Origin of the sequence: Winogradskyella sp. SYSU M77433, from assembly GCF_029911945.1 — a bacterium.
In the GTDB taxonomy this organism is placed as follows: Bacteria; Bacteroidota; Bacteroidia; order Flavobacteriales; family Flavobacteriaceae; genus Winogradskyella.
In genome coordinates this window covers 35,949-62,281 of the sequence record NZ_JARYTG010000001.1, presented here as the reverse complement: position 1 = coordinate 62,281, position 26,333 = coordinate 35,949, and the positions used below count along the sequence as shown (strand labels likewise).

Below are 26,333 nucleotides of genomic sequence, written 5' to 3'. Positions count from 1 at the left end.
AAGCAAAAGTAAGGCTTTCAAGTTACTTTATTTTATAGAGACCTAAGGCTTTTTTAAACTTTTTACTGGCAAGAACATAATTAACGTAGAGCTTATTCTTTAGGCTTAATTTTCGCCATTTTTTATGCGGAATAATCTTGTTAGATATTTTTTCTTCAATAGTTTCAGATACCATGAACTGAGTTTTTATATCGTCCCAATCTACATTGTCATAACCATCAAATTCATTGACTTTATTTTTTTCGTGTATTATAGACATCCAAAGACGTTTGTTTGAAATTTCAACACGTCTCGATTCTTTTTTCCACATATTATGATCGCTAAACCAAACTGTTTTTGGAGCTTCATTTTTTTCGATAAGACTTATAAAAGGGTTAAAAATATGCTCTTTTTTACCTAGCATTATTTCAGGTGAAATTTGAAGCGAATAGCCTTTTAAAACATCAATAGCCATAAAATTTTGTGACTTAAATTGCTCTTGAATTGTGCCGATATAATCTTTATGAATACAGTCATCATTATCTATACGAGAGGTGATGATGTATTGACTACCTTTGCTATCTTCTTCAATATGCTGTTTGATGGAAGAGTGAAAAGCGTCCATGCCATCAATATAAAAGGATTTAAAATGCGAAAAAGGTTTTAGTAAAGTTTTTATTTCATCCTTAAAATCAGAATCTGTACTTGTGTCAAAAAACAATAGCCATTCAAACTTAGTATTACTTTGGTTAGCAACAGAAGGTAGGCAGAAATTGCTAAACAAGCCAATGCGATGTGTCATCCATTCACGTGTTAAAAGCGTTTCGTTATTTTTAGTTACCTCCCAATTTTTATTTTTGAGATTAAAACGTGTAATGAGATAGTGTTTAAACATCTTCTTGCTGTTATTTGATAGACAAATTTAAAGAAATAATATTTCTACATCCTTAGTTTGCTAATTTGAAAGGCACGCTATAAATACCTACTTTTGCAAATCATTGTTAGATATGTTTTAACCTATGTCAGTAACCATTAAAATACATAAAGACTCAGCCTTGTCAAAAGATAGCTTAATGAAAGCTATTGAGAATTTTGACCATGAAGGAGAAATGATAGGTAATGGTTACCGTAACGTCATTAAAATTCTAACGATTGATGGACAACGGTATAATATCAAGGAATTTAAGATTCCTAATCTAGTTAATAAAATTGTCTATCGTTTTTTTAGAAAAAGTAAGGCAGAACGATCATTTCTTTATGGCCAGCGTTTACTAGATTCGGGAATTCTAACACCTTCGCCAGAAGCTTACGTAGAATATACCTCACCACTAACTTTCGGGAAAAGTTATTATATAAGTAAACAGCTGGAATACGATTTTACAATTCGAAAACTTATAAGAGAACCAAAGTGTGAGAATTATGAAAGTATTTTGAGAGAGTTTACAAGGTTTACGTTTGAACTTCATGAAAAAGGTATCCATTTTTTAGATCACTCACCAGGTAATACACTTATAAGAAAAACAGCTACAGGTTACGAATTTTACTTAGTAGACCTTAACCGAATGGAATTTAAAAACTTATCTCTTGATGAACGATTAGCAAATTTTGCACGATTATCACCAAAAGATTATATGTTAGATATCATTAGTGATGAATATGCTAAGCTCATCAATAAACCTCATGTAGAAGTACGAGAACGAATGTTTTATTTTTCAGAAAAATTCTCATCTGGATTTAAAAAGAAGGAAGCTTTTAAAAAGAAATATTTTTTTTGGAGAAAGAAGGCAAAATAATCTTTTATATTTTTTAATTGAAAATGCTTCTCTAAAAATTAATTACTTCAAATTTCTCCTTAATAACCATAGCTTTACATATCTTATAAAAACTACATATCCTTGTATGTATCCTATTGTTAATCCGATGACACCATCTCTAAAACCACTTTGTAAAATATAATGTTTAAAAAATCCCCAAAAAGGTTTAATTATGAAATGATAAGGTGTTAATTTGCCTGTACGTTTATCGTAATCTCTAGCTTGCCAATCAGCATATCTGTTCATTTTTTCAATATACTTATCAAAAGTTACATAAGTATTATGGTATAGCTTATTCTGAAGAAATTGAACTTTACCATTAGCTATAATTTCAGAATGTACTCGTTTATCTTCGTAAGAACAATAATCTCTCTTAAATAAACGAATAACCTTATCATTTCTCCATCCACTATATTTTACTTTTTGTCCCATAAAATGATTTTCGCGACCTATCCAATAGGCGACAACATCTTTTTTGGGCTCTTTTAGTAATGAGATAATCTCTTGTTTTAGCTCACTTGTTACACGCTCATCAGCATCTACTAGTAATATCCACTCGTGCTTGGCTTGTGGGATTGCCCAATTTTTTTGTGAAGCAGAATATTCGTAATTTCTTTGTATTACATTAGTCGCTAAATCTAGTGATTTCTCATAAGTGCCATCAGTGCTAAAGCTGTCTACAATTAAAATTTCATCGGCAAAATTGACAGATTTAATAACATCTTCTATATTATGGATTTCATTGCCTGTAGGAATTAATGCAGTCAGTTTTTGCATATTGAGTATGAGTTTTAGAAAACAAAAATCAAAAGTAATTAATTTACATATATTATTTTTCTTATTAAATTCAAATAAGGTGTAATTACTTTTATTTATAAAATGAACACGCTATTTTCATACATTTGTAAAATTAGTAGTCTTGAGTATAATAAATTAGTAAATGGATGGTATTTGAATGGACTATTATGTCAATAAATTAATATTTAGAAATAAACTATGGTATTTCCAAAAATTACCGTAATAATTGCCACATATAATAAAACCGATTGGTTAGAAAAGGTATTGTATGGTTATAGTGTTCAAACCTATAAAGATTTTGATATCATAATTGCTGATGATGGTTCTACAAACGAAACCAAAGAACTCATAGATAAGTTTAAGGAAAATTATCCTGTAGAAATCACACATGCATGGCACGAAGACGAAGGATATAGACGTCAAAAAATATTAAATGAAGCTATTGTTATGGCTAAAAATGAATACATTTTATTCACTGATGGAGATTGTATTCCTCGTGAAGATTTTGTAGAAACTCATGCTAAGAATGCCGAAAAAGGTTTCTTTTTATCTGGTGGTTACTGTAAATTGCCAATGGATATTAGTGAAACAATTGCAGAAGATGATATAAAATCTAAACGATGTTTTGAAGTTAAATGGCTTGAAGAACAAGGTAATCTTAGTGGAAAAAACAAACTAAAACTTTCGGCTAAAAATGGATTGGCAAACTTCTTAAATGTATTAACACCAACAGGAGCTACATTTAATAATTGTAATTCTTCTGCTTGGAAGTCTGATTTAATTGCCATAAACGGTTATGACGAACGTATGCAATATGGTGGGCCAGACAGAGAATTGGGTGAGCGTTTGGTAAACAGTGGTATTAAAACCAAACAAATAAGATACAAAGCTATTTGTCTACATCTAGATCATGCACGTGGTTATAAAACACAAGAATCCTTAGATCGTAACCTAGCTATTAGAGCGAAGGTGAAGAAAGAAAATTTAAAGTGGACCGAATACGGTATTAAGAAAGGTTAATTTCTAGACTCGATTTAAAAAGTGAACTAATTCTTCTTCAAAATAAGAAGGTTTAAATTTTAAATACAGTTCCGAAGCTTCCGATTTTAATTCTTTAGGATGATTGATTTCTGAATACTGCTGGCTCTCATAATCTTTGAGGTGAACGGAAACATGCTTTTCACCATCATCAAACATATTCCAAGCTTCTTTTTTTATCCAAGGCGAAAAAATGGTGAATGTTGAAATACTTAAAGCTTTAGCCATATTTATTGCACCACCTTCATTACCGATCAAAGCATTACAATGCGAGGTAATAGCCATAAAATCTCTGAGACTTTTTCCAAAAACTTCAAAATGAATTTGTGCTTTGGTTTTAGGTGAACATAACTCAAGAATAGCTTTGGCATCAGCTTCTTGTTTTGGAATGTAGTTGAATAATATTTGACTTTCAGGTTGCTCGTCAATTATTGAGTCGATTACCTTAGCCATATATTCAAATGGATAGGTTTTACTAGCTCCGCTACCCAAAACGCCTATCATATAAAGAGGTTTGTTTAAATCTATATTATGGTTTTCTAGAAAACTTTTAGCATCATTTTTCTCTGAATCTGAAAGATAAATTTTCGGTCTTACAATATTTGAAGGATTAATGCCTAATGGTTCTAAGAGTTGTAATCTATTCTCTATAGCCAGACCAGCGTTAGATTTCGGTGTAGCTTTATCTTTAAACGTATCCGTATAAACAAAAGAAGTGTAAGACTTATGCTTAGAAATCCTTGTGTTTGCTCCCGAAATTAGTGAAATAAAATTACTCGAAAACTTAGAGTAAACATCAATTACAGCATTAAATTTTTCTTTACGAAGTTGTTTAGCCAATTTGAAAAGTTTCCTTTTACTTTTTTCATGTTCAGGAGTAAAAAAATGAAACTTATCAATAAAAGGATTGTTTTCTACAACAGGGTATGTGTGCGAATTAATTACATAGTGTAATTCCGAATTTGGATAGATGTTTTTTATAGCTTCAAACAAAATGCTTGTAGCTAAAACATCACCAATCATTTTTTGTTGTATGATTAAAATTTTCATCTTGAAAATTCAAATTACAAATAATAAAAACCAAATTCCAAAAAAGAAGTATTCAAATAAGGAATTTGGTTTTATATATGTTTTTATAGCATTTAGATTAAACCGCTACATCATATTCACGTAAAGCATCATTAAGCGATGTTTTTTTATCTGTACTTTCTTTACGTTTTCCAATAATCAAAGCACAAGGGACTTGGTATTCTCCAGCAGCAAATTTCTTAGTGTAACTTCCAGGAATTACAACCGAACGTGCAGGAACAACTCCTTTTGTTTCAACAGGTTCATCTCCTGTAACATCAATTATTTTTGTACTCATAGTTAGTACTACATTTGCGCCTAATACAGCTTCTTTTTCTACACGTACACCTTCAACAACAATACAACGACTACCAATAAAAGCACCATCTTCTATAATTACAGGTGCAGCTTGTAAAGGCTCTAAAACTCCTCCAATACCAACACCTCCAGAAAGGTGAACATTCTTACCAATCTGTGCACAACTACCAACTGTTGCCCAAGTATCTACCATCGTACCTTCATCAACATAAGCACCAATATTTACGTAACTTGGCATAAGAATAGTACCAGAAGAAATATAAGCTCCATGTCTAGCTACAGCATGCGGAACAACTCTAATTCCTTTTTCGGCATAATTGCGTTTAAGTGGAATTTTATCATGGTATTCAAAAATACCAACTTCCATAGTTTCCATTTGCTGAATAGGGAAATAAAGTACCACAGCTTTTTTTACCCACTCATTAACTTGCCAACCATTTTCTGTTGGTTCGGCAACTCTAAGTGTTCCTGCATCAATAAGCTCTATGACGCTTCTTATAGCATCAATGGTAACTTTATTTTTTAGTTGAGAACGGTCTTCCCAAGCACTTTCTATAATTGTTTTTACTTGTTCCATCTGTTAATTGCATTTAAATGCCAAAGATACCTCTATAATAACTGAAGCTAAAATTCTTTTCAAAAAAAATGTGACCAATTAAAAATAGTAGTGTCTAAACTATAATTAAAAGAAGGATGATTTATCTAAATAAATACGTCCGAGAATTTAATTAATAGCTAATTCCGAAAACTCCTCACCCCATTTTTTGAGGAGTTTTCTTAAAAGAAAATGTGACCTTAGAGATTATAAGGTGTCTTAAAATAGATTAATAACTGATTTTATTAAGTTAGAGGGTAATAAATTCAGAACTTAATTAATAGCTAATTTCAGAAAAACGCTTCTTGTCATTGAGAAGCGTTTTTTTCATTACATAACTTCAACGTATCTTTGTAGCCTATGGGAAGAATTTTAGCCATTGATTACGGTACAAAACGAACAGGAATTGCTGTTACGGACGAAATGCAGATAATTGCTTCAGGACTAACAACAGTAAACACCAATGAACTTTTACCATTTTTAAAAAATTATATTTCAACAGAGAACGTTGAAAAATTTGTTGTAGGTGAACCTAAGCAAATGGATAACACTGTTTCTGAAAGTGAAGTATTTATTCAAAAGTTTTTAGAAAAATTGAATAAGGAAATACCATCGATTCCGGTAGAACGTGTTGATGAACGTTTTACTTCAAAAATGGCATTTCAGACCATGATTGATAGTGGATTGAAGAAAAAACAAAGACAGAATAAAGCATTGGTAGACGAAATTAGTGCCACTTTGATTTTACAGAGTTATTTGGCTTCTCAATCTTAAATAAGAATTGTACTTTTGCACCCGAAAATTAACGAATTATGATTTTACCAATCGTTGCCTATGGCGATGCTGTTTTAAAGAAACAAGCTAAGGATATTGATAAAGATTACCCTAAGCTTAACGAACTTATTGAAAACATGTACGAAACCATGTATGGAGCATTCGGTGTAGGTTTGGCTGCACCACAGGTAGGTTTGCCAATTCGTATGTTTATGGTAGATACGTCTCCATTTGCTGAAGATGAGGATCTTTCTGAAAAAGAAAGAAAGCAGATGAAAGATTTCAAAAAAACCTTTATCAACGCTCAGATTTTAGAGGAAGAAGGTGATGAGTGGGCTTTTAACGAAGGTTGTTTAAGCATACCTGATGTTAGGGAAGATGTTTTTAGAAAGCCAAAAATTAAAATTCAATACCAAGATGAAAATTTTGATACCTATGTTGAAGAGTATGACGGTTTAATCGCTAGAGTTATTCAACATGAGTACGATCATATTGAAGGTATACTGTTTACGGATAAATTATCGTCTTTTAAAAAGCGATTGATTAAAGGTAAACTAACCAATATTTCAAAAGGAAAAATAAGAATTGACTATAAAATGCGTTTTCCTGCCATGAGCAAAAAACGCTAATAAAGAATTTATGAGTTTAGATAAAATTTTATCAATTTCTGGAAAACCAGGATTATACCAAATCGTAACGCAGACCAGAACAGGTGCTGTTGTAGAATCTTTAATAGATAAAAAACGTATCACTGTTGGTGCGCATAGCAACATTAGTATACTTAGCGAAATTGCTATTTACACTTTAACTGAGGAAGTGCCTTTAAGAGAAGTTCTTAAAAGTATTAAAGAGAAAGAAAATGGCGCGCAAACATCTATAAGTCATAAAGACAGTAAAATAAAACTTGAAGAATTTTTCTTTGAAGTTTTACCAGAGTATGACGAAGATAGAGTTTATGCTTCGGATATAAAGAAAGTTATTCAGTGGTATAATATTCTTCAAAAAAATGATCTTTTAGCTTCATTAGAAGCTGAAGAAGAAACTACTAAAACTTCTGACGAAGAAGAATAGCATGCTTGACAAAGCCACCCAACTAAAAGCCTTTGAGCGTTTGTTAATTATCATGGACGAGTTGCGAGAGCAATGTCCTTGGGATAAAAAACAGACTATGGAATCGTTACGTCATCTTACCATTGAAGAAGTTTACGAACTTGGCGATGCTATTTTGGATAATGACCTTGATGAGGTTAAAAAAGAGTTGGGTGATGTTTTATTGCATATTGTATTCTATTCTAAAATTGGAAGCGAAACCAAAGACTTCGATATTGCTGATGTCTGTAATAGCATTTGTGATAAACTTGTAGAGCGCCATCCTCATATTTATGGAGATGTAAAGGTAGAAAATGAAGAAGATGTAAAACGCAATTGGGAACAGCTTAAACTTAAGGAGGGTAAAAAGAGTGTGCTAGAAGGCGTGCCTAAAAGTCTGCCAGCAATGGTAAAAGCTAACCGTATACAAGATAAAGTTGCAGGTGTTGGTTTTGATTGGGAACAGCCAGAACAAGTTTTTGAAAAAGTAGAAGAGGAGCTAGCTGAATTAAAAGCAGAAATAGCAAACGGTAACCAAGATACTATTGAAAGTGAATTTGGTGATGTACTTTTTTCAATGATTAACTACGCACGTTTTTTGAAAGTAAACCCTGAAAACGCTCTAGAGCGTACCAATAAAAAATTCATAAAGCGCTTTCAATATTTAGAAGGAAAAGCTAAGGATTTAGGGAAATCTTTAAAAGATATGTCGCTTGCTGAAATGGATACATTTTGGGAAGAAGCTAAGTCACTTTAATACTATATTTTTGATATTTAGAACTTGTTTCTAAAGTTCAAAATGTTAAAAAAATCATAAAACGAAATCCAAAACATCCAAACAGAATTTACCTACGTAAATAGAGTATATAAAAGTTTAAAGCTTTTGTATTCTTAGTAGGAATCTTAATTATTATTTAAGCGGTTGTAATTAAGGTTAATTTAGTTTAGTTAGGGCATAACCCATCTGTGGATAACAGGTGGGTTTTGATTTTTTAAAGTTTTAGTTGTATTTATTCATTAAACTAAAATCAAATGGAGTCCATAAACAGGACTTTAGCCCACTTTCTTTAAAGCCTGAATTAACCCAACTATTGCAAGTTTTAAAACAAGAATAACTCCCTTTTGCTTTATAAAAATTATCGATAGAAGTATAGCCTTGGTTTTCAAGAATAATCTTCATTCCGTTGTCATCTTTTAAAAATGTGTTATATAAATAGTTGTTCAGTTTATGAAGTTCTATCTCGTTTATTTTTATTTCAATCCAATGAGATCGTTTTGATTTATATTGTGTAACATGCATCAATGTTGAACTTTTTAAGAACATACCTTTGAATGCATTGTTAAACGTTAAATCTCCCCAAGTAGGTGTATTGATATAAAAGTTTTCGTCTCCCAACCAAAAGATAAATAGTTGTCAGATGCGCTATGCTTTATTCCCGAAAGTAATGATTTATCAATGTTATAAGTAGGTATTACAATGTCTAAATGAACTCCGTTAGTACTCAAATAAATGGATTTATTGGAAACCAAATCTGAATTTTCTCTATCTATAGTTATTACAGATAAGATCATTGAAAAGATTAAATATGAAATCGGAATTAGTAAAAAATATAGAAACCATTTAATAACTTTTTAAGTGATTTCATAAGCTTAGCTCTTTTTTCTGATGATAATGTTTTTCAAAAAGCAGTACCCAAGAAGTAAACCAAAACGCACCAAAAGGTGTAAATGCAACTCAGAAATGTACCAGAAATAAAGAAAAATAATCTAAAACTTTTTATTCCTATTTTGCTATCAAGATAATACCAGTCAAATAGTTCTAATAGTGTACCTAAGGAATAAAAAATGTTGGCACCAATTCCCCAAATTAATACACCAATTGTGTCTTCAAAAGTCCATTTATACTGGCTTTCAGCAAGAAAATTAAAGATGGCAAATAACCCAGATAATCCAACTAAAACATTGAAGACCCATCTTTTGGATTCCCACCATTTAATATTAGATTTTAACTCCTCTATATTCATTTTTAATTACCTAAAAAAATAAGGGTAATGTCCAATTTTCAATTGAAAAAACCATCTACTCATCATACATATCCCTAACCTTAGATAATTTTTTCTTCCAGGTATCAAGCTCTTTTTTATGCTTGTCAATGTTTTTATGAACGTCTTTTACCAAAGGATTGTCAGAATCTACATTAGAGAAAAACTGTAAATTGTTTTCAAGTTGGTTAATTTCAGCCTTTATCTCACTAATACGTTTTCTGATGAAGTTTTGTTCGTTATCTAGTAGTCTAGTGTCGTTGTCATCGCTAGAGAAGTTTTCAATTTTACTTTCAAATTTCACCATCTCTAATTTAGACTTGTCCATCTTTAATTTATCGAAGGCGTCATCAATAGCTTTATAAAACTTTCCGTCTATGTAACGTTTATTTTGAGGTACATAACCAATTTCTTTCCATTCAGCAATTTTTGCTTTTAGGGTTTCTACATTGGTTTTGGTATCGTCTGATAGTTTTAACTCCTTAAGTTCATCAAGAAGTTTTACTTTTTTGTCAAAAGCATCGTATAAATGTTGGTTTTCAGCTTTACGCTGTGCATGCATTCTATCAAAATAATGATTACAAGCTTTCTTAAATTGCTTCCAGATTTTATCGCTATCACGTCTTGGTACATGACCAATTTTTTTCCAATCACTCTGAATTTTCTTCATCAATGGAGTGATGGTTTCAAAATCGTCACTTTCCATATTGTCTTCAGCAATTTTTATTAAATCTCTCTTTTTCTGAAGATTTTCGTATTGTTCTTTCTTTAAGTCTTTATAGAATTTATTTTTTCCACGGTTAAAGCTTCGAACGGCATCCTTAAACTTTGCCCAAGTTGCTTCATTGACTTTGATTGGCACTTTTCCTGCGTTGAAAAAAGCTTCTCTTAATGCTTCAACTTCTTTAATTTTCTTTTGCCAAGCACCATGAGAATTAATTTGCTCTTCGCCTACTGCTAGGATATTGGCAATAATCTCCTCTTTTCTTTCTAGATTTTTCTCGTAAGCTTTATCTAAGTCAGCATAGTAAGCTTGTCGCTTATCATGGATAGTTTTTGTAGCATTGCTAAAACGCTCCCAAATTTCTTCTCTATGTTCTTTACCAACAGGCCCAAGTTCTTCTTTCCACATTTTGTGAAGAACTTGAAGTTCTCTAAAGGCACGATTTACATTATCATCAGCAGCTAATTCCTCAGCACGTTCTATGATTTTTAACTTTTGCTCATAGTTGTGCTTAAAGTCCATATCTCTTAAATCATTATTAAGATGTAAGAAATCATAGAAATTTTCTACATGATGGTGGTAAGAGTTCCAAGCATTATTGTATTTGTCTCTAGGAATAGGACCAGCATTTCTCCATTTTTCTTGAAGCTCTTTAAAGGTTTTGTAAGTGGTACCCATGTTTTCTTCAACATTAAGCAAGCCTTTTATTTCTTCTATAATAGCTAATCTGTTTTCTAGATTTTGTTTGAGCGATTGCTCACGGTCTTTATAGTAAGCGCTTATAGATTGTTTGTATTCTTTGTAAAGCGAATTGAAAAGTTTTTTTTCATCATTGGTGTAATAGAAGTCTATTTCATTACCACCATCCTCAATAAATTCTTCTTTTTTCTGCTCTAAAAGTTCACCAAATTTAGCGTTAAACTCAGCTTTTATTTCATTGACATGTTTTGAAATGGTCTGAATTTTATGACGTCTTAGTAGATTATTGAGTTCAGTTACCAGCTGATTCATCGTCATGGCATGGTAATCTTTATCCTCTAATTGGTGACGTTCACTATTAGATTCATCTTCTGCATCCTCAGCATTTGAAGCATCAATCTCATCCACATGATTTTCATTTTTCGGTGTTGCTTCTTGTGCATCAGGAGTTTCAACTTCTTTGGTTTCGTTAGAAGTTGTCTCTGTGTTTTCTTCAACTTTAGATGTTGGTTCTTGTATTGGAGTAGCTTCTGTAGATTCTACTTCTTTTTTTCCATCTGCATCTTGCAGGTTATCGTGCTCAGACATATGTCAATGTATTTATTAGAAGTTAAAGATACTAACAAGCGTTTGAAATACAAAGCATTTTGATAATTTGGCAAATATGTAAGGAATGGCTTACTTATTCCAGATTTCCCAGGATTTTTCAGCCTGAAGCTTTAGCATTTCCAATCCGTTTATTGTAACAGCTCCTTTGAGATCTCCACAGCTTAAAAACTTGGTTTGCTCAGGATTATAAATAAGATCATAAAGAATATGTTTGTCCGAAATACCATCATAAGGAATGTCAGGGCATTCATTTACTTTAGGGAATGTGCCAATTGGAGTGCAGTTAATTATAATGGAATAGGAGGCAATAATTTCTTGTGTAAGGTCTGTATATAAAAATTTGGCGTCTTTTTTTTCGGTTCTAGAAACATAATCAAAATCTATTTTTAGTTTTTTTAAAGCATGAGCTATAGCTTTTGAAGCTCCACCAGTTCCTAGAATTAATGCACTTTTATGATGCTTTTTTAAATGAGGTTTTAGTGAGTTTTTAAAACCATAATAATCGGTGTTATAACCGATGAGTTTTTGAAAGCGTGTAATTTTAATTGTATTAACGGCACCAATTTTTCTGGCACGTTTATTAAGATCGTCTAATAAAGGAATAACATCTTCTTTGTAAGGAATAGTAACGTTAAGGCCTTTTAGATCTGGATTGTTTTTTATGATGTCATCTAGTTCATGTATCGATTTTAAATCAAAGTTAACATAACTATGAGGCAAATTTTCTGACTTGAATTTTTCTGCAAAATAGGCTCTAGAAAAAGAGTAAGAGATATTTCTACCAACTAATCCGTACTTACTTGTTTTTAACTTGTCTAGTCCTTTGCCCATACCATTCTAGTCCTAAAATTATAAAGATTCCAAGGACAATATAAGCAATTGCAATGTATGTTTGGGTATTAAGTTCGGGTAAAAATCGTTGGTAATTTGCAATAACTTGTTCTCCAGTGGAATCCAAAATAAAAGCACCTTCAGAATTTGTTTTGTATATAGTTTCCTTCCAAGGCCATACTACTCCAAGCGAACCGATAATAAAGCCAACAATGGTTGCTAAGGTTATATTTTTGTAGTGATGTAGAATGTAATTTAGAATATGTGAGAAGGTCACCAAGCCAGTAACGGAACCTAATGTAAATACACCAAGTACTTTTAGCATTCGCATTCTGGCTTGGTCTTGCCAAAAGCTAAAATCTCCACTAATAATATCGAATAAGGTATCATAAAGTGCATTTACAGAATCTACCAAAAGTAAGACGTAGTTGCCCAATAAAATAAGAATGAAAGATCCTGAAAAACCAGGAAGCGTCATGCCAGAAACACTTATAATGCCGCAGAAAAAAACAAAGAAGAGGTTGTCATTTTCGGTTGCAGGATCCAAAAAGCTAATGCTTATACCAACAGCTGCTCCTAAAATTAAGGCTGTTATTGTTTTTTGGTTCCATTGTTTAAAATCTTTATTGATGTAGTAGATAGATCCTAAGATCATACCAAAGAAAGTACTCCAAACATAGAGTTGATAGTTAACAATGAGATAGTCTAGTACTTTTGAAATACTAAAATAACTCACTATCATGCCTAGAAATAAAAGGCTTAGGAATTTACCATTAATATAGCGGTAGAAACTTTTAAACCTGCCATTGAAAAACAGTTTAAAAGCCTTGTTGTTTACGCGTTGTAAAGAATAAATAAACTCTTCGTAAAAACCAGCAACAAAAGCTACAACACCACCAGAAACACCAGGAACTTTGTTAGCAGCTCCCATAGCCAGACCTTTAATGACCAAGAAAATACGATCTTTAAGGGTTCTGGTACTTTGCATTAGGCTTTAGTTTTGTTTTTTCCTAAGCTTTCTAAAATCAGAATTGCAGCAAAACCGATGACAATAAAAATAATAGCCATTATAAGTTGGTTGTCTCCATCATATGAAGATGGAAGTATGCTTTTATCGAGAAGTGTGACTTCTTCTCCTTCAGAATTTATGCGGGTTTTAAGCACTTCTTTCCATGGCCATATTTTATTTAATGAGCCAATCATAAAACCAGTTAGAATAGCTAAAGTCAAGTTTTTTTGATGTTTGAACATCCAGTTCAAAGCTTTTGAGAATACTTTAATCCCAACAACAGCACCAATAGCTAATAGAAAGAACTTTAAAAGAGCATTCTTAAAAAGTTCCATATTACCTTGAAGTAAGCCATCCCTTAAATCGTTAACAGTATCAATAGCTGTTTGATAAGCTCCAAGTATCAATAAAATAAAAGCTCCAGAAACACCAGGTAGTATCATTGCTATAATGGCTATAAATCCACAAAACAATAAATAAAAAGGGCTTTCTGGTGAGGCAAAAGGTTCTGCTAAAGTGATGTAATATGAAAGTATAGATGTGGCAACAATGGCTAAAATTATTTTTATAGACCAGCCTTCAATTTGCTTTGCGATGTATAAAATACTAGCTAAAACCAATCCGAAGAAAAATGACCAAAGTAAGATAGGTTCGTTATGAAGAAGCCATTTAATTAACTTTGCTAAGGATAAAATACTAATAGCAATACCTGAAAACAGCGCGAGTAAAAAATTACCGTTTATAGATTTCCAAGCAGATTTAAAACCTTCTGTTTTCCAAACTTTAAAAACCTCTAGGCTAATTTTATCAATACTCTCAATAAGTTCTTCGTAAATACCAGAAATAAAAGCAATAGTTCCACCAGAAACACCAGGTACAACATCGGCTGCGCCCATGGCAATACCTTTAAGGCTTATGATTAAATAGTCAAAAAATCGTCTTTGCATTCGTTCTAAAAAATGAACTGCTAAGGTATGGATTTTTTAGTTGGAAGTTCTTTTGGATTCAGAAATAATAGCCTTAACCATAGGCTTGTTATTTAGGTTCGGGAACAACTCAGAAATTATAAAACTGTAATCAATATTCAGTTTTGTAGCATTTTTAAGATGAAAACGGCCTTCCTCTTGTTGGTGAGTTGTAAAATATAGACCTGCCAAACGGTATTCTATTTCAGCATTTTCAGGATAAAACTCAGCTGCTTGAATTAAATTAAAAATAGCTCCTTGGTATTCTCCTAAACTAGTTAAGATATCAGATCTGTTAATCCAAGTTTCTAATTCATAGTTACCCAATTCCAAAGAACGTTTATAACCACGTTCGGCTTCTTCTAGAAAATTTAATCGCTTATTGATTGTTGCATAGAGTTTCCAGTATAACACATTTTCACCATCAATATTTACAGCTTTATTGATATAATAAAGTGCTTTTTGGTAGTTTAAGCGCTTCATGTAAAACTTAGTTATCGCAATCCACCCTTTGTCTAAAAGAGGATCTTCATCAACTGTTTTTCTAAAGAACTGAATAGCCAACTCTTCAAGTCCAAGCTTATCATAACAATGACCGATACGTAAAAGCGCAAAAGAGGTTGGATCTTCTAAAGCAAGCGTAATTTTATAGTTTTCTATAGCATCTTCATAGTGCTTCAGCTTTTCTAAAACTTTACCTTTTTCAATATATGCTCCTACAAAAGTATCGTCTGATATAATAGCAAATTCAAAAGCAGCATTGGCTTTAGCGTATTCTTTTAAAGTAAAATATTGACGGCCTAATTGATGCCAAGCGACTTCGCAATAAGGGTTAGAATCTAAAAACTCATTGAGATAGCTGATAGCTTCATCATTTTTGTTTAAGAAATCATAACAATACACAATATTATGAAGTGCAGAATAGTCTGAAGTATCAGTTTCTAAACATTTTTTAAAGTAGATGAGTGCATTTTCAAATTCATCTAAAAACAAATATTCCATTCCGACCAAAGCATACAAATCGGCATCGTCTTCTGGAGTACCAGACATACCAATAGCAATAAGTAGTGTTTGTATAGCTTCTTGGTGATGATCTTGTTTAGATAAAACATTAGCTTTCTGAATGAAGATTTCTTCATTGTTAGGTTCTAATGTGTGAAGCATTTCTAAAATTTCATTGGCTTGTGCAAATTTATTCTCAATCACCAAAATCTCTACTTTGAATAGTCTTAGGTTAATGGAAGTAGGATGTTGTTCTAAACCTAATTTGATAGCTCTTTTAGCTAAAGCCATTTTTCCATTTTCAAGATAGTGATGGATGATGTTTTCAAATTCGTCAGAATCGAAGAACAAAATATCGTTTGTTTTTAACATCGATTCAAACCTTGTGAGAGATAAATTTTCGTCGTCGTGACTATATTGCATAAGCGGATTAATGATTCACATGAATAAATTTACTGTTATCAATTGTTCATTGTAGATTTTTGCTTGAATGTTTTTAACAAATTAATTAACATTGAAATAAAACTTCAATTGAAATTAATTTTAAGCTGATATTCAGTGATTTGAAATGTGTTTAGGTGAATTAAATAGAATCTAAAATAGAAGTGATTATCTTACAACCTTTAATAAGTTCTTCATTAGAAATTGTTAAAGGAGGGGTAATTCTGATAGCTTTTGGTTCAAAAAGTAGCCAAAAAAGAATTAAACCTTCTTCTTGACTTTTTAATATAGCTTGGTTTGTTATGTCAGCATGTTCAGTTATTGCAGCCAACATTAATCCTTTGCCTCGTATGTCTTTAATGTGTTTATGCTGAAGATGTTGTCTTACCAATTTTTCTTTTTCTAAAGCTTCAGTCATTAGGTTAGAGGATGTTATTTCCTTTAATGTCGCTAAAGCAGCAGCAGCTATAACAGGATTTCCACCAAATGTTGTAATGTGTCCCATTTTAGGATTGTCACTTAATGTGTACATCATCTCTTTTGAAGCTGTAAATGCTCCGATAGGCAAACCACCTCCAAGACCTTTTCCTGTGACAACAATATCTGGTTGGCAGTTATAATTTTCAAAACCAAAGAGTTTACCAGTTCTTCCTATACCAGGTTGAATTTCATCCAAGATAAAAACAGCACCAACTTCATTACAGCGCTTTTGGACTTTTTGCAAGTAATCATTTGTGGGTTGAATAAAGCCTGCGCCTCCTTGAATAGTTTCTAATATCACAGCAGCTGTATTTTCCGTAATTTGAGAAAGATCAGCTTCATCATTAAATTGAATATGTTTTACATCAGGGATTAATGGGAGGAAAGGTTTTTTGCGTTCTTCATAATCCATTAAACTCAGTGATCCCATTGTATTGCCATGATAGCAATTTTTAGCGGCAATAATTTCGGTTCTTCCTGTATAGCGTCGTGCTAATTTTAAACTACCTTCAATAGCTTCAGTTCCGGAATTGACTAAATATGTGGTGTCTAAAGGTTTAGGTAAATGTTCTGCAATAAACTTTGAAAGCTCAACAGCTGGTTCTTGAGCATATTCGCCATAAACCATAACATGTAGATACTTGTCTAGTTGAGATTTAACGGCTTCAATAACTTTAGGATGACAGTGTCCCAAACTGCACGCAGAAACACCTGCAACAAAATCAAGATAACCTTTACCGTTTTTATCATAGATATAGCTTCCTTTGGAATGGCTGACTTCCATAGCTAAAGGATGAGGAGAAGTCTGTGCTTGGTATTTAAAAAAGTCACTTAACATTTTTACGCTACTCTTCTTTTTTTACGGAGCTACTATCTACTTTTAAAGTCTTTGTTTGAAAAGCTTTTTGAGGCTTTTTTACGCTAGGTTGTAACGGTTTAGTTTTTTCCTTTTCTGGTAAATTCCTAGCCGCTTTGTTAGGTTTGTTTGGTGTTTCTTTTCCAGCCTCTTCAATACGTTCGGTAACGGCATCGTCAATAAATTCTTCAGGAGGAACATAGTCTTCCAAACCTTGAATTTTTGGAAGATCTAAAGGAGGATCGTCTTTAAATAAATCTTCAATAGACAGTAGTCGTTCGTCTCCACGCCAGTTAAAACCTCTAAGTCGTCTTCCGCTTTTTGGAAAATCTTCTTCAGGATAAATATAGCCATCAATTTGATTTATAAAACGAACTTCTTCGATGGCACTTTCAACAATTTGAATATTAATACTTCCTGATTTTGATTTTTGGATTCCTATAAGCTCATTTTTATCATTTCTTAAATAACGAATCGTTTCCGCATTTTTGATAATATCAACATTGTAGAGTTCATTATCTCTAAACAAACCAATCAGTCGTTGTCCTTTGATTTGATCATAACCATCTTCGCTCAAGGTATCTTTACTCACTAAAAACGCATTGTTAAATACCTTTAAGGAGTCTAGTTTTTCGGTTTCTGTATTTGAGAGTAGATGAATGGTATCACCTGTCATTTGATTGCCTAAATTCCAAAGCACTGGTTTTCTTGCTAGAGCAAAAGCATCGGAAGAACTAAAACGTGCGAGATTCAGCATTTGTGTTAGTCCAGATTTATGATCAACATGAATGGAATCGGCTTTTCCGGCTAAATCACTTTTGTATATTCTAGCATTATAATAGCCACGTGTAATACGGTTTTCAGCTTTTCCAGTAACCATTAAAGTGTCCGCATGCATGTAAACAGAATCATTTTCTTGTACTGTAATCGCTAAAGCACGCTTGGTTATAAAAACAGAATCTCTTTCACGCCAAACTTCGGCATAATGCCCACGGACAATACTATTGTTAATAGTATCTGTAACCGTTATGTTATTTGTTGCCGAAGCAAAACTTTTGTTTCTATCAAAATATAGGCTATCACCTTCAACAGTTCTATTATCGTAGTCTATTTTGGCATTTCTTTGAAAATGACCTGTATCATTATTAGTATCGTAAAAACCACGTTCACAGTAGACTTTACTAGTTTCGCCCACAATTGTTGAAGGTCCAAAAAGGTAAGCGTGTCCGTTTTCTGTAAAAAAGTCTAAACGGTCCGTGTTTAAAGTATATTCAGGATTTACAAGAACTACATCTTGAGTAAACTGATACTTTTGGGCATTCATGTAGTAGCGACCAATCTGACTCGTTATTGTGCCAGATGAGTCTCTAACTACTTTACCTTTAGTGTCGTAGTACGCAAGTTGACGATTTCTATCGTAATAGAGTTTGTCAGTCGTTAAAACCGATTGAGGTTCCGTTAAAACAACATCACCTCTTGCGAAGGCGAGTTGCGTTTTTCCACTATATTCTACATATTTGGCGACCATATTAATAGAGTCGCCTTGTTTCATACTTACATTACTAAAAGCTTCTAGGTAATCCTGATCTTCGTAATAAATTGCTTTATCACAAAATACATCGGCTCCTTTGTGAACAAAGTGAACTTGTTGAGATTTATCTCTAAGAAAAACCTTAGCGCCATCTTCTATTTCCGGATCAGAATAAAACGTTCCAGCATACTCAACTGTAATACGTTGTTTTTCTTGAGCAGAAACAGAAAAAGCTATGATGAAACCAAGTAGAAAAAGAAGATTCTTAAAACTATTCAAAGCAATATGTTTTTTGTAAAGTAACACTTATAGATTTGCTTTAGTATGAGTTAACAGTTTTTTTAACAGAATCTTAATTGAAAATCTAAACTGTCTTCCTAACAATAGTTTGCTTACGATCTGGTCCTACAGAAACAATAGTAATAGGAATATTAAGCTCTTTTTCTAAAAACTCAACATAGTCGTTAAGCTCTTTAGGTAATTGCGAAGCTTCTGTCATTCCTGTTAAGTCTGCAGCCCAACCTTTTACTTCTGTGTAAATAGGAGTTACATTTTCCTCTTCTATGTTATATGGTAAGTGTGTGATAGTTTCACCTTTATATTTGTAAGCGGTACAAACTTTTAAGGTTTCAAAGCCAGATAAAACATCACCTTTCATCATAATTAACTGTGTAACACCATTAACTTGGCAAGCATAACGTAATGCCACTAAATCTAACCATCCGCAACGTCTTGGACGACCAGTTGTAGCACCAAACTCGTTACCAACTCTAGCCATAGTTTCTCCATCTTCATCAAAAAGTTCTGTTGGGAAAGGTCCAGAACCAACACGTGTAGTGTAAGCTTTGAAGATTCCGAAAACTTCACCAATTTGGTTTGGTGCAACACCTAAACCAGTACAAGCACCAGCGGCAGTTGTGTTTGATGAGGTAACAAAAGGATAGGTTCCGAAATCAATATCTAACAAAGAGCCTTGAGCGCCTTCAGCTAGAATTGATTTTCCAGAAGCTTGTGCTTGGTGGATGAATTCTTCTGAATCGATAAATTTTAAGGATTTTAAAGTCTCAATAGCTTCAAAGAAATCAGCTTCAAGTTCTTTTAAATCATATTGAATATCTACATTGTAGAATTCAATCATTGCTTCATGCTTATCAGCTAAAGCTCTATATTTCTCTTTCCAATCGGCTAATTCAATATCACCAACTCTGATGCCATTTCTACCAGTTTTGTCCATGTATGTTGGACCAATACCTTTTAAGGTAGATCCAATTTTCGCCTTGCCTTTTGAAGCTTCACTCGCAGCATCCAATAAGCGATGCGTAGGTAAAATGATATGTGCTTTTCTTGAGATGCAAAGGGATTTTTTATAATCAACATTTTGCTCATCTAATTTATCTAATTCCTTTTTGAAAATAACAGGATCTATTACCACACCGTTACCCACAAGGTTTACTGTGTTATCATGAAATATCCCAGAAGGAATAGTGTGTAAAACATGCTTTTTGCCATTAAAAACCAAAGTATGTCCAGCATTTGGGCCACCTTGAAAGCGTGCAATAATATCGTATTTAGAGGTGAATACATCGACAATTTTTCCTTTGCCTTCGTCGCCCCATTGTAAACCTAGTAGTAAATCTACTGCCATTGTAAAAAATTAGTTAGTCGTCCTTTTTACGGTTACCGTAAAAATATAATGAATGATTAGTTATCTGAATATCAAAAACCTCTTCAATGGTTTTTTTTATGGATTGAATGCGAGGATCACAGAATTCAATAACCTCACCAGTATCAGTTAAAATAACATGATCATGATTTTTATCGAAATAGGATTTCTCGTAATGTGCCTGACTTTGTCCAAACTGATGCTTACGTACCAAAGCACATTCTAACAACAATTCGATAGTGTTGTAAAGCGTAGCTCTACTTACACGATAGTTTTTGTTTTTCATTTTGATATAAAGTGATTCTATATCAAAATGCTCTTCACTATCATAGATTTCTTGAAGTATAGCATAGCGCTCAGGCGTTTTTCTATGTCCTTTTTCTTCAAGGAATTGTGTAAATACGCGTTTTACAATTTCCTGATTACTTTCTTCTGTAGTTGCATTCATAATTAAGGTGCAAATTTACACAATTTTTAAACTCTAGAAACCTTATCGATACCATTAATTTTTTTAAGATTGTCCATTAATTTTTTTAACATCGCTTGGTTTTTTACCTGTACGGTTATTCTACCTGTAAAGACGCCATCATCACTAGAAAAACTAATGCTTTTCATATTAACGTGCATGTTTTGCGAGATGAGACTTGTAATGTCATTTACTAATCCTAAATTATCAATACCAGACAATTCTATATGAGAAGTATAAACTTCTTGCGAAGAATCAATCCATTTGGCAGACATAATTCTATACGCGTAATTAGATTGAAGACTTACGGCATTCGGACAATTCTTTTTGTGGACTTTTATACCATCATTTATAGTTAAAAAACCAAATACTTTATCTCCAGGAATAGGGTTACAACAATTGGCTAAGGTATAGTTGAGTTTTTCTTCTTCCTTACCAAAAACTAACATATCATATTTAGAAGTAATTTCTTCTTTATGAATGTCTTTTGGCGCTTCTGGTTTATAGATTTTATTTTTAATATAACTCACAAAAGCATTGCTTCGCGAAGATGCAAATGCTTTTAGCTTGGTGTTGTCTATAGTGCCAATACCAACTCTGTAGAATAAATCTAATGAGGTGCTTAACTTAAAATAGTTTACTAACTCATTAACCGATTTCTCGTTGAGTGTTATTTTGAGTTGCTTTAACTTTCGTCTTAATATTTCCTTGCCTTCTTCTGCAATCTCTTTAGTATCGGCATTTAAGGCCGATTTAATTTTACTGCGAGCTCTAGCTGTAGTAGCATAATCTAACCAGTTGCTATTAGGTTTGGCATTATCTGAAGTTAATATTTCAACACGATCACCACTTTCTAGTTCATAACTCAGAGGGACTAATTTTCCGTTCACCTTTGCTCCACGTGTTTTCATGCCAACTTCAGTATGAATACTGAATGCAAAATCTAGTGGAGTAGCACCTTTTGGAAGGGATTTTAAATCACCTTTAGGTGAAAACACAAAGATTTCTTTAGAGTAGAGGTTAAGCTTAAACTGCTCAACAAAATCTACAGCATTGGCTTCATTGTTTTCTAAAGCTTCTTGTAGTCTATTAATCCAAAGATCTAAACTGTCTTCTTTTTCGTTGGCATTTTTGTATTTGTAGTGCGCAGCATAACCCTTTTCAGCAATTTCGTTCATGCGTTCGCTACGTATTTGTACTTCTACCCAACGACTTTTTGGGCCAACAACGGTAATGTGAAGTGCTTCGTAACCTGTAGATTTAGGTGACGAAATCCAGTCACGAAGACGAATAGGGTTTGGTGTAAAGTGATCGGTAACTATGGAATAGATTTTCCAAGCCAAAAACTTTTCGTTTTCCAAATCGGATCTGTAAATAATTCTAATGGCAAATTTGTCATAGACTTCATCAAAGCTTACGCCTTGCTTGACCATTTTTCGACGAATACTGAAAATAGATTTTGGTCTCCCTTTTATTTCATAATTAAGACCTTCTTTATTTAAAGAATTTTCAATGACTTTGGAGAACGCTTTAATGTAAGCATCTTGTTCTTCTTTGCTCTCTTGCATTTTCTCGGCAATGTCATTGTACACTTCAGGTTCGGTGTATTTTAAGCCAAGATCTTCAAGTTCGGTTTTAATATTGTAGAGTCCAATTCTATGTGCTAAAGGTGCATATATATAAAGGGTTTCCGAAGCAATTTTAATTTGTTTGTCATCCCTCATTGACTCCATAGTTTGCATGTTGTGCAAACGGTCGGCAATTTTTATAATGATAACCCTAACATCTTCATTAAGGGTTAAAAGCATTTTACGAAAATTCTCAGCCTGAAGCGAGACATCCATATCCTTTTTTAAGGATGATATTTTTGTAAGTCCATCGACAATGCGCGCTACGGTTTCACCAAAAAGACGTTCCATATCTGCAATGGTGTAATCTGGATTGTCTTCTACGACATCATGAAGTAAAGCTGCTGCAATAGAAGTTGCATCGAGACCAATTTCTTGAGCTACAATTTTAGCCACAGCAATTGGATGAAAGATATAGGCTTCGCCAGATTTGCGACGCTGATCTTTATGTGCATCTACAGCCACATCAAAGGCATGACGAATTAATTTTTTATCATCATCCGTTAAGGTTTGATAGCTTACTTTTAGTAATTCTTTGTAAGCTTTGGCAATGGCTTTATTTTCTTTTTCTATAGCTTCCTCTGTCATAGAACTAATGTAGTAAAAGTTCTTTTAACTGGCAATGGAGTTTGATGAGGAAATTTTGATTGGTTATATTTTAGTTATTGAATTCTGAAATCAAGATAATAGTGAAGTAAGTTTAATCAGTCTTTCAATTTTTGAGGCATAAAGAATGATATTATGACTATGATGAGTCCAATAATCATTGAGATATATGCTTTATAGTTTGTACTTATCAAAAGATTATCGAAATCCAAATCCGTAATCCCGAACGTAAGGAGCAATATTCCAGCTAGTTTAATGAGTGATATTTTTTTCATTTCTGTGTTTTTTCAAATTAAAAGTAGAACAGTTGATATTATTGAATAAACTTGTTTTAGGTATGTTAGCATGAACTTTTTTCTAATTCAGGTTTTTACTTTTTAATCAATCTTATTTACACGATAATAATCAAAGTCAACATAACCACCAGCCTCTTCTGTGGCGAAATTAAATAACCCAAAGCGATAACCCATAAAGTGCTTGGTAAAGGTATATACCATATTTAAAGTGTTGCCTATTTTTTGCCACTTTTCACCATCGAGACTATAATAAAAATAGGCTTCATCAGTTTCAAAATCACAATCTATTTTAAAATATACGTTTTCTTGATGAAGAGGGATTTGTTCTATCTCTTTGAATGACTCACTTAATTTGTTTATCATTTTAATGCCTTGTTTTTGGTCTTCATCTTCAAAACCTAATCTAGATTGTGTCATTACAATGAACATTTTATCATTTTCTTTCTTTACACCGACGTAACCGAATTTGTTTTGAAAGGCAATGAGACCTGCAACATCACCATTTTTCATTTCACTAACATTCACTAGAGTTGTGGCTGAAGATTTAGGACCAAACGTACGTTGGGTAAGCGTGTTTTTTGCGAATAAAATACTTTTATCAACACGACCTGTTGTAATACGTAATCGACCCGGATTTTCAAGAATAGCCCAGTTTTTGTTATCAGGGTTATGATTCCATTGCCATGCTAGCGGAAGTTTTGGATCATTTTCTTTTCGTTCAAATTCATCAGAAGCTACAATGCCAAAAATACCATTTGAATTATCTGGTAAATCTAGAGTTTCAGGTACTTTACCGTTAGTTCCCAAAATAGGCCAATCATTTTCCCATTTAACAGGGACTAAGTAGGGAATTCTACCAACACTTCCTCGGTCTCCAAAAAGCATGGCATACCAATTTCCGTCTGGCGTGTCAATTAACCCACCTTGTGCAATATGTTGGTCTTGAAGTACAACACGACCTTCATAAGGACCAGTAATTTTATCAGCTCTATGCACAATTACTGTACGTGCCCAATGACTTTTAGGCGAGGCAATATTGAAAAGGTAATATTTTCCGTTTATTTTGCGTATTTGGCAGCCTTCACCAGGTAAACCTCCAACTTCATCTTTACCAAAAACTAAGTTGACATTGTCTATAATTACTTTTTCTATACCGTTTGGTTTTATTCCTGATGCATCTGGAAGTAATTCAACAAGTTTTATAGTTCCTCCTCCGTAAAGCATATATACCTTACCATCATCATCAAAAAAGAGTGAGTTGTCATGAAGAACAGGCTCAAAAGAAAATGCTTCCCAAGGCTCTGTTTCAATATTTTTTGTTTTGTAAACATGCGTTTTACCTGATGTGGCAGAAAAAGTGGACACATAGAATATGCCATTGTGATAACGAAGACTACTAGCCCAAGACCCTTTTCCATAGGCTTCTTGACCATTTTCAAGATTCATTTTATCATTCTCTACCAAACGGTCGTAAGCATAACCAGCGATTTCCCAGTTAACTAAATCTTTGGATTTCATAATTGGTAATCCTGGACTCATGTGCATTGTGGTGCTACTCATATAATAAGTATCACCAACTCTGATAGTGCTAACATCTGGAACATCTGCCCAAATAACAGGGTTTTTAGCAACTTGAGCATAAATATTGATTAAACTCAAGTTGAAAAGCGTAATTAAAACAGTTAGTATTATTCTCGAAATATGATTTTCTTTTATCATTTTTAGCCTCAGATTGTTGATTAATGCTTAATTATAAGTTAACCAAGTTCGGCTTTTTCTGTTATAAAATCAAGTTTGGGATTTTAAGTATGTAGTTTTTTAGTAATTTTTATTTTCAAAACCATTAGTGATTTTTGCTAAGCCTTTAATGGTAGCGTATCTAACTTTTTCTTTATGTAGCAACCATCCACCAATGGCACCAATAAAACTTCCAATTATAATTTCTTGAAAACGTAAAACAATCAGTTCGTTTGGTGTGGTTATAATTGGGTTGGCAGCTTCAGAGAGAAAGATAGCCAAAGGTGTTATAAAAATTACTGCCAGCGCATAATTCCTTGTAATGAGTATTTCTACAATAAGTTGTAGTACGATTATAAAAACACAAAGTATAATTATAGATTTGGTAATACTGAGTAATAACCAGCACAGTCCTAAACCTAGAAGTGTGCCGAGAATTCTTTGAAACGTGCGTTGCCATATATGATAACGTGATGCACCTTGCATAACTGCTGCACACGATACAGGAATCCAATACGCATTATTCATTTTTAATAAATAACCGCACATTAAGGATAAGGCCATAAACACTCCCATGATAATCGCCTCCCAATAATCGGCATAGTTGTTTTTTTGAAGTATAGGTGAAGGTTTTGGCTGTGTGTTTTGGTTAGTCTTTAGGGATTCTATGACTAAATAGGCTAGAGCTAAAAAACTAGCAAACATTAAACCAAGGCTAATAAGTCCGACTTTAAAAGGTATGGTGTTAAGGTTAAATGGCTGACAAATAGATATAGATACTAAAAAAATAAAGAAAAAACTTCTAGGTGGAGCTGTTTTATAATATAACATTATCCAATGGGTTACCATTGAGAAAATTCCAAAGACAATGACGGAAACGATATGATTGAAACTGAAAAATTGTCCGATAGAAAACGATAAAATGAAACCAAATGCACTTATAAGCAGTGTTGATATTTTATTTGTTAAACTACCAGTACTGGGCAAGTAAAGTATTACCAATCCACTTAAACATGCTGTTAATCCAGCACTGACGTTACCAAAGTAAATCCCTAAAAATAGAGGTACTCCCAATGAAATGGCAATTAGTAAAGCCATTTGCCATTTTCTATTAGAGTCCTTTAGGGTAACTAATTGTTTAAGCTCTTTATGTATACTTTGCTTCATTTTCAAAAAGGCATCAAATTCTTACCCAAGAAGTAATTTTCAGTGATTTTATGCGTAAAGAAAAAGTTTTGAATAGAGATTACAAAAATACCGAAGTTATCTGAAAAA

At 32.9% G+C, this 26,333-nt stretch carries 25 protein-coding genes; 6 read left to right on the top strand and 19 right to left on the bottom strand.

What is annotated here, in order from left to right:
- Window positions 1-22: 22 nt before the first annotated feature.
- Window positions 23-874, bottom strand: a complete 852-nt coding sequence (locus QGM60_RS00300) for a glycosyltransferase (RefSeq protein WP_281138187.1) — start codon at window positions 872-874, stop codon at window positions 23-25.
- A gap of 124 nt (window positions 875-998) precedes the next feature.
- On the opposite strand from QGM60_RS00300, the gene QGM60_RS00295 reads away from it, so the two are divergent.
- Window positions 999-1,772 (top strand): Kdo domain containing protein, encoded by a 774-nt coding sequence (locus QGM60_RS00295; protein WP_281138186.1) that lies wholly within the window; start codon window positions 999-1,001, stop codon window positions 1,770-1,772.
- 42 nt (window positions 1,773-1,814) lie between these two features.
- Here the strand turns inward: QGM60_RS00295 and QGM60_RS00290 are convergent, their stop codons facing one another.
- Window positions 1,815-2,570, bottom strand: a complete 756-nt coding sequence (locus QGM60_RS00290; RefSeq protein ID WP_281138185.1) for a glycosyltransferase family 2 protein — start codon at window positions 2,568-2,570, stop codon at window positions 1,815-1,817.
- A 219-nt stretch (window positions 2,571-2,789) separates the two neighbouring features.
- On the opposite strand from QGM60_RS00290, the gene QGM60_RS00285 reads away from it, so the two are divergent.
- The gene (locus tag QGM60_RS00285) at window positions 2,790-3,611 is read left to right on the top strand and encodes a glycosyltransferase family 2 protein (RefSeq protein WP_281138184.1); all 822 of its coding nucleotides are present in this window, start codon (window positions 2,790-2,792) and stop codon (window positions 3,609-3,611) included.
- Between the two features lie 3 nt (window positions 3,612-3,614).
- On the opposite strand, the gene QGM60_RS00280 is transcribed toward QGM60_RS00285, so the two are convergent.
- Window positions 3,615-4,679 carry a glycosyltransferase family 9 protein gene (locus QGM60_RS00280; protein WP_281138183.1) on the bottom strand — a complete coding sequence of 355 codons (1,065 nt, stop codon included), beginning with the start codon at window positions 4,677-4,679 and terminating at the stop codon, window positions 3,615-3,617.
- Window positions 4,680-4,776: 97 nt separating this feature from the next.
- Window positions 4,777-5,592: a 2,3,4,5-tetrahydropyridine-2,6-dicarboxylate N-succinyltransferase gene (locus QGM60_RS00275; RefSeq protein WP_281138182.1), complete on the bottom strand. Its 816-nt coding sequence runs from the start codon at window positions 5,590-5,592 to the stop codon at window positions 4,777-4,779.
- A 378-nt stretch (window positions 5,593-5,970) separates the two neighbouring features.
- On the opposite strand from QGM60_RS00275, the gene ruvX reads away from it, so the two are divergent.
- From ruvX to mazG, 4 genes are read left to right on the top strand one after another with little or no spacing between them, the layout of a single operon-like run.
- Complete coding sequence (ruvX, locus tag QGM60_RS00270; RefSeq protein WP_281138179.1) at window positions 5,971-6,384, top strand: Holliday junction resolvase RuvX; 414 nt, start codon at window positions 5,971-5,973, stop codon at window positions 6,382-6,384.
- A gap of 38 nt (window positions 6,385-6,422) precedes the next feature.
- Entirely contained in the window at window positions 6,423-7,013 is a 591-nt protein-coding gene (def, locus tag QGM60_RS00265) for a peptide deformylase (RefSeq protein ID WP_281138177.1), read from the top strand.
- A 10-nt stretch (window positions 7,014-7,023) separates the two neighbouring features.
- Window positions 7,024-7,455 carry a DUF5606 domain-containing protein gene (locus QGM60_RS00260; protein WP_281138176.1) on the top strand — a complete coding sequence of 144 codons (432 nt, stop codon included), beginning with the start codon at window positions 7,024-7,026 and terminating at the stop codon, window positions 7,453-7,455.
- 1 nt (window position 7,456) lies between these two features.
- The gene (gene mazG / locus QGM60_RS00255; protein ID WP_281138174.1) at window positions 7,457-8,230 is read left to right on the top strand and encodes a nucleoside triphosphate pyrophosphohydrolase; all 774 of its coding nucleotides are present in this window, start codon (window positions 7,457-7,459) and stop codon (window positions 8,228-8,230) included.
- A 243-nt stretch (window positions 8,231-8,473) separates the two neighbouring features.
- Here the strand turns inward: mazG and QGM60_RS00250 are convergent, their stop codons facing one another.
- From QGM60_RS00250 to QGM60_RS00180, 15 genes are all read right to left on the bottom strand, one after another.
- Window positions 8,474-8,869 (bottom strand): DUF2459 domain-containing protein, encoded by a 396-nt coding sequence (locus QGM60_RS00250; protein WP_281138173.1) that lies wholly within the window; start codon window positions 8,867-8,869, stop codon window positions 8,474-8,476.
- Between the two features lie 283 nt (window positions 8,870-9,152).
- On the bottom strand, window positions 9,153-9,497 hold the full coding sequence (locus QGM60_RS00245; protein ID WP_281138172.1) for a hypothetical protein: 345 nt from the start codon (window positions 9,495-9,497) through the stop codon (window positions 9,153-9,155).
- 55 nt (window positions 9,498-9,552) lie between these two features.
- Window positions 9,553-11,526, bottom strand: a complete 1,974-nt coding sequence (locus QGM60_RS00240) for a DUF349 domain-containing protein (RefSeq protein ID WP_281138171.1) — start codon at window positions 11,524-11,526, stop codon at window positions 9,553-9,555.
- Between the two features lie 90 nt (window positions 11,527-11,616).
- On the bottom strand, window positions 11,617-12,378 hold the full coding sequence (locus tag QGM60_RS00235) for a shikimate dehydrogenase (RefSeq protein WP_281138170.1): 762 nt from the start codon (window positions 12,376-12,378) through the stop codon (window positions 11,617-11,619).
- Window positions 12,344-13,366 carry a DUF368 domain-containing protein gene (locus QGM60_RS00230; protein ID WP_281138169.1) on the bottom strand — a complete coding sequence of 341 codons (1,023 nt, stop codon included), beginning with the start codon at window positions 13,364-13,366 and terminating at the stop codon, window positions 12,344-12,346. Before QGM60_RS00230 ends, QGM60_RS00235 begins: the two co-directional genes overlap by 35 nt.
- Window positions 13,366-14,334 carry a DUF368 domain-containing protein gene (locus QGM60_RS00225; protein ID WP_281138168.1) on the bottom strand — a complete coding sequence of 323 codons (969 nt, stop codon included), beginning with the start codon at window positions 14,332-14,334 and terminating at the stop codon, window positions 13,366-13,368. The genes QGM60_RS00230 and QGM60_RS00225 overlap by 1 nt, the downstream gene beginning before the upstream one ends.
- A 36-nt stretch (window positions 14,335-14,370) precedes the next feature.
- Window positions 14,371-15,777 carry a tetratricopeptide repeat protein gene (locus QGM60_RS00220; protein ID WP_281138167.1) on the bottom strand — a complete coding sequence of 469 codons (1,407 nt, stop codon included), beginning with the start codon at window positions 15,775-15,777 and terminating at the stop codon, window positions 14,371-14,373.
- A gap of 160 nt (window positions 15,778-15,937) precedes the next feature.
- Window positions 15,938-17,113: an aspartate aminotransferase family protein gene (locus QGM60_RS00215; protein ID WP_281138166.1), complete on the bottom strand. Its 1,176-nt coding sequence runs from the start codon at window positions 17,111-17,113 to the stop codon at window positions 15,938-15,940.
- A gap of 7 nt (window positions 17,114-17,120) precedes the next feature.
- Window positions 17,121-18,941 carry an OstA-like protein gene (locus tag QGM60_RS00210; protein ID WP_281138165.1) on the bottom strand — a complete coding sequence of 607 codons (1,821 nt, stop codon included), beginning with the start codon at window positions 18,939-18,941 and terminating at the stop codon, window positions 17,121-17,123.
- A gap of 85 nt (window positions 18,942-19,026) precedes the next feature.
- Window positions 19,027-20,307, bottom strand: a complete 1,281-nt coding sequence (locus QGM60_RS00205) for an adenylosuccinate synthase (RefSeq protein ID WP_281138164.1) — start codon at window positions 20,305-20,307, stop codon at window positions 19,027-19,029.
- Window positions 20,308-20,320: 13 nt separating this feature from the next.
- The gene (locus QGM60_RS00200; RefSeq protein WP_281138163.1) at window positions 20,321-20,773 is read right to left on the bottom strand and encodes a transcriptional repressor; all 453 of its coding nucleotides are present in this window, start codon (window positions 20,771-20,773) and stop codon (window positions 20,321-20,323) included.
- Between the two features lie 26 nt (window positions 20,774-20,799).
- Window positions 20,800-23,007, bottom strand: coding sequence for a RelA/SpoT family protein (locus tag QGM60_RS00195; RefSeq protein WP_281138162.1), 2,208 nt, complete (start codon window positions 23,005-23,007; stop codon window positions 20,800-20,802).
- A gap of 116 nt (window positions 23,008-23,123) precedes the next feature.
- Window positions 23,124-23,300 carry a hypothetical protein gene (locus QGM60_RS00190; protein ID WP_281138161.1) on the bottom strand — a complete coding sequence of 59 codons (177 nt, stop codon included), beginning with the start codon at window positions 23,298-23,300 and terminating at the stop codon, window positions 23,124-23,126.
- Between the two features lie 102 nt (window positions 23,301-23,402).
- Window positions 23,403-25,040, bottom strand: coding sequence for a glycoside hydrolase 43 family protein (locus tag QGM60_RS00185; protein WP_281138160.1), 1,638 nt, complete (start codon window positions 25,038-25,040; stop codon window positions 23,403-23,405).
- A 99-nt stretch (window positions 25,041-25,139) separates the two neighbouring features.
- The gene (locus tag QGM60_RS00180; protein WP_281138159.1) at window positions 25,140-26,225 is read right to left on the bottom strand and encodes an FUSC family protein; all 1,086 of its coding nucleotides are present in this window, start codon (window positions 26,223-26,225) and stop codon (window positions 25,140-25,142) included.
- Between the last annotated feature and the right edge of the window lie 108 nt (window positions 26,226-26,333).

Excerpts from the sequence above, each read along its gene's own strand:
- QGM60_RS00300 (WP_281138187.1), bottom strand. The coding sequence starts at position 874 with ATGTTTAAACACTATCTCATTACACGTTTTAATCTCAAAAATAAAAAT.
- QGM60_RS00295 (WP_281138186.1), top strand. The coding sequence starts at position 999 with ATGTCAGTAACCATTAAAATACATAAAGACTCAGCCTTGTCAAAAGAT.
- QGM60_RS00290 (WP_281138185.1), bottom strand. The coding sequence starts at position 2,570 with ATGCAAAAACTGACTGCATTAATTCCTACAGGCAATGAAATCCATAAT.
- QGM60_RS00285 (WP_281138184.1), top strand. The coding sequence starts at position 2,790 with ATGGTATTTCCAAAAATTACCGTAATAATTGCCACATATAATAAAACC.
- QGM60_RS00280 (WP_281138183.1), bottom strand. The coding sequence starts at position 4,679 with ATGAAAATTTTAATCATACAACAAAAAATGATTGGTGATGTTTTAGCT.
- QGM60_RS00275 (WP_281138182.1), bottom strand. The coding sequence starts at position 5,592 with ATGGAACAAGTAAAAACAATTATAGAAAGTGCTTGGGAAGACCGTTCT.
- ruvX (WP_281138179.1), top strand. The coding sequence starts at position 5,971 with ATGGGAAGAATTTTAGCCATTGATTACGGTACAAAACGAACAGGAATT.
- def (WP_281138177.1), top strand. The coding sequence starts at position 6,423 with ATGATTTTACCAATCGTTGCCTATGGCGATGCTGTTTTAAAGAAACAA.
- QGM60_RS00260 (WP_281138176.1), top strand. The coding sequence starts at position 7,024 with ATGAGTTTAGATAAAATTTTATCAATTTCTGGAAAACCAGGATTATAC.
- mazG (WP_281138174.1), top strand. The coding sequence starts at position 7,457 with ATGCTTGACAAAGCCACCCAACTAAAAGCCTTTGAGCGTTTGTTAATT.
- QGM60_RS00245 (WP_281138172.1), bottom strand. The coding sequence starts at position 9,497 with ATGAATATAGAGGAGTTAAAATCTAATATTAAATGGTGGGAATCCAAA.
- QGM60_RS00240 (WP_281138171.1), bottom strand. The coding sequence starts at position 11,526 with ATGTCTGAGCACGATAACCTGCAAGATGCAGATGGAAAAAAAGAAGTA.
- QGM60_RS00235 (WP_281138170.1), bottom strand. The coding sequence starts at position 12,378 with ATGGGCAAAGGACTAGACAAGTTAAAAACAAGTAAGTACGGATTAGTT.
- QGM60_RS00230 (WP_281138169.1), bottom strand. The coding sequence starts at position 13,366 with ATGCAAAGTACCAGAACCCTTAAAGATCGTATTTTCTTGGTCATTAAA.
- QGM60_RS00225 (WP_281138168.1), bottom strand. The coding sequence starts at position 14,334 with ATGCAAAGACGATTTTTTGACTATTTAATCATAAGCCTTAAAGGTATT.
- QGM60_RS00220 (WP_281138167.1), bottom strand. The coding sequence starts at position 15,777 with ATGCAATATAGTCACGACGACGAAAATTTATCTCTCACAAGGTTTGAA.
- QGM60_RS00215 (WP_281138166.1), bottom strand. The coding sequence starts at position 17,113 with ATGTTAAGTGACTTTTTTAAATACCAAGCACAGACTTCTCCTCATCCT.
- QGM60_RS00205 (WP_281138164.1), bottom strand. The coding sequence starts at position 20,307 with ATGGCAGTAGATTTACTACTAGGTTTACAATGGGGCGACGAAGGCAAA.
- QGM60_RS00200 (WP_281138163.1), bottom strand. The coding sequence starts at position 20,773 with ATGAATGCAACTACAGAAGAAAGTAATCAGGAAATTGTAAAACGCGTA.
- QGM60_RS00195 (WP_281138162.1), bottom strand. The coding sequence starts at position 23,007 with ATGACAGAGGAAGCTATAGAAAAAGAAAATAAAGCCATTGCCAAAGCT.
- QGM60_RS00190 (WP_281138161.1), bottom strand. The coding sequence starts at position 23,300 with ATGAAAAAAATATCACTCATTAAACTAGCTGGAATATTGCTCCTTACG.
- QGM60_RS00185 (WP_281138160.1), bottom strand. The coding sequence starts at position 25,040 with ATGATAAAAGAAAATCATATTTCGAGAATAATACTAACTGTTTTAATT.
- QGM60_RS00180 (WP_281138159.1), bottom strand. The coding sequence starts at position 26,225 with ATGAAGCAAAGTATACATAAAGAGCTTAAACAATTAGTTACCCTAAAG.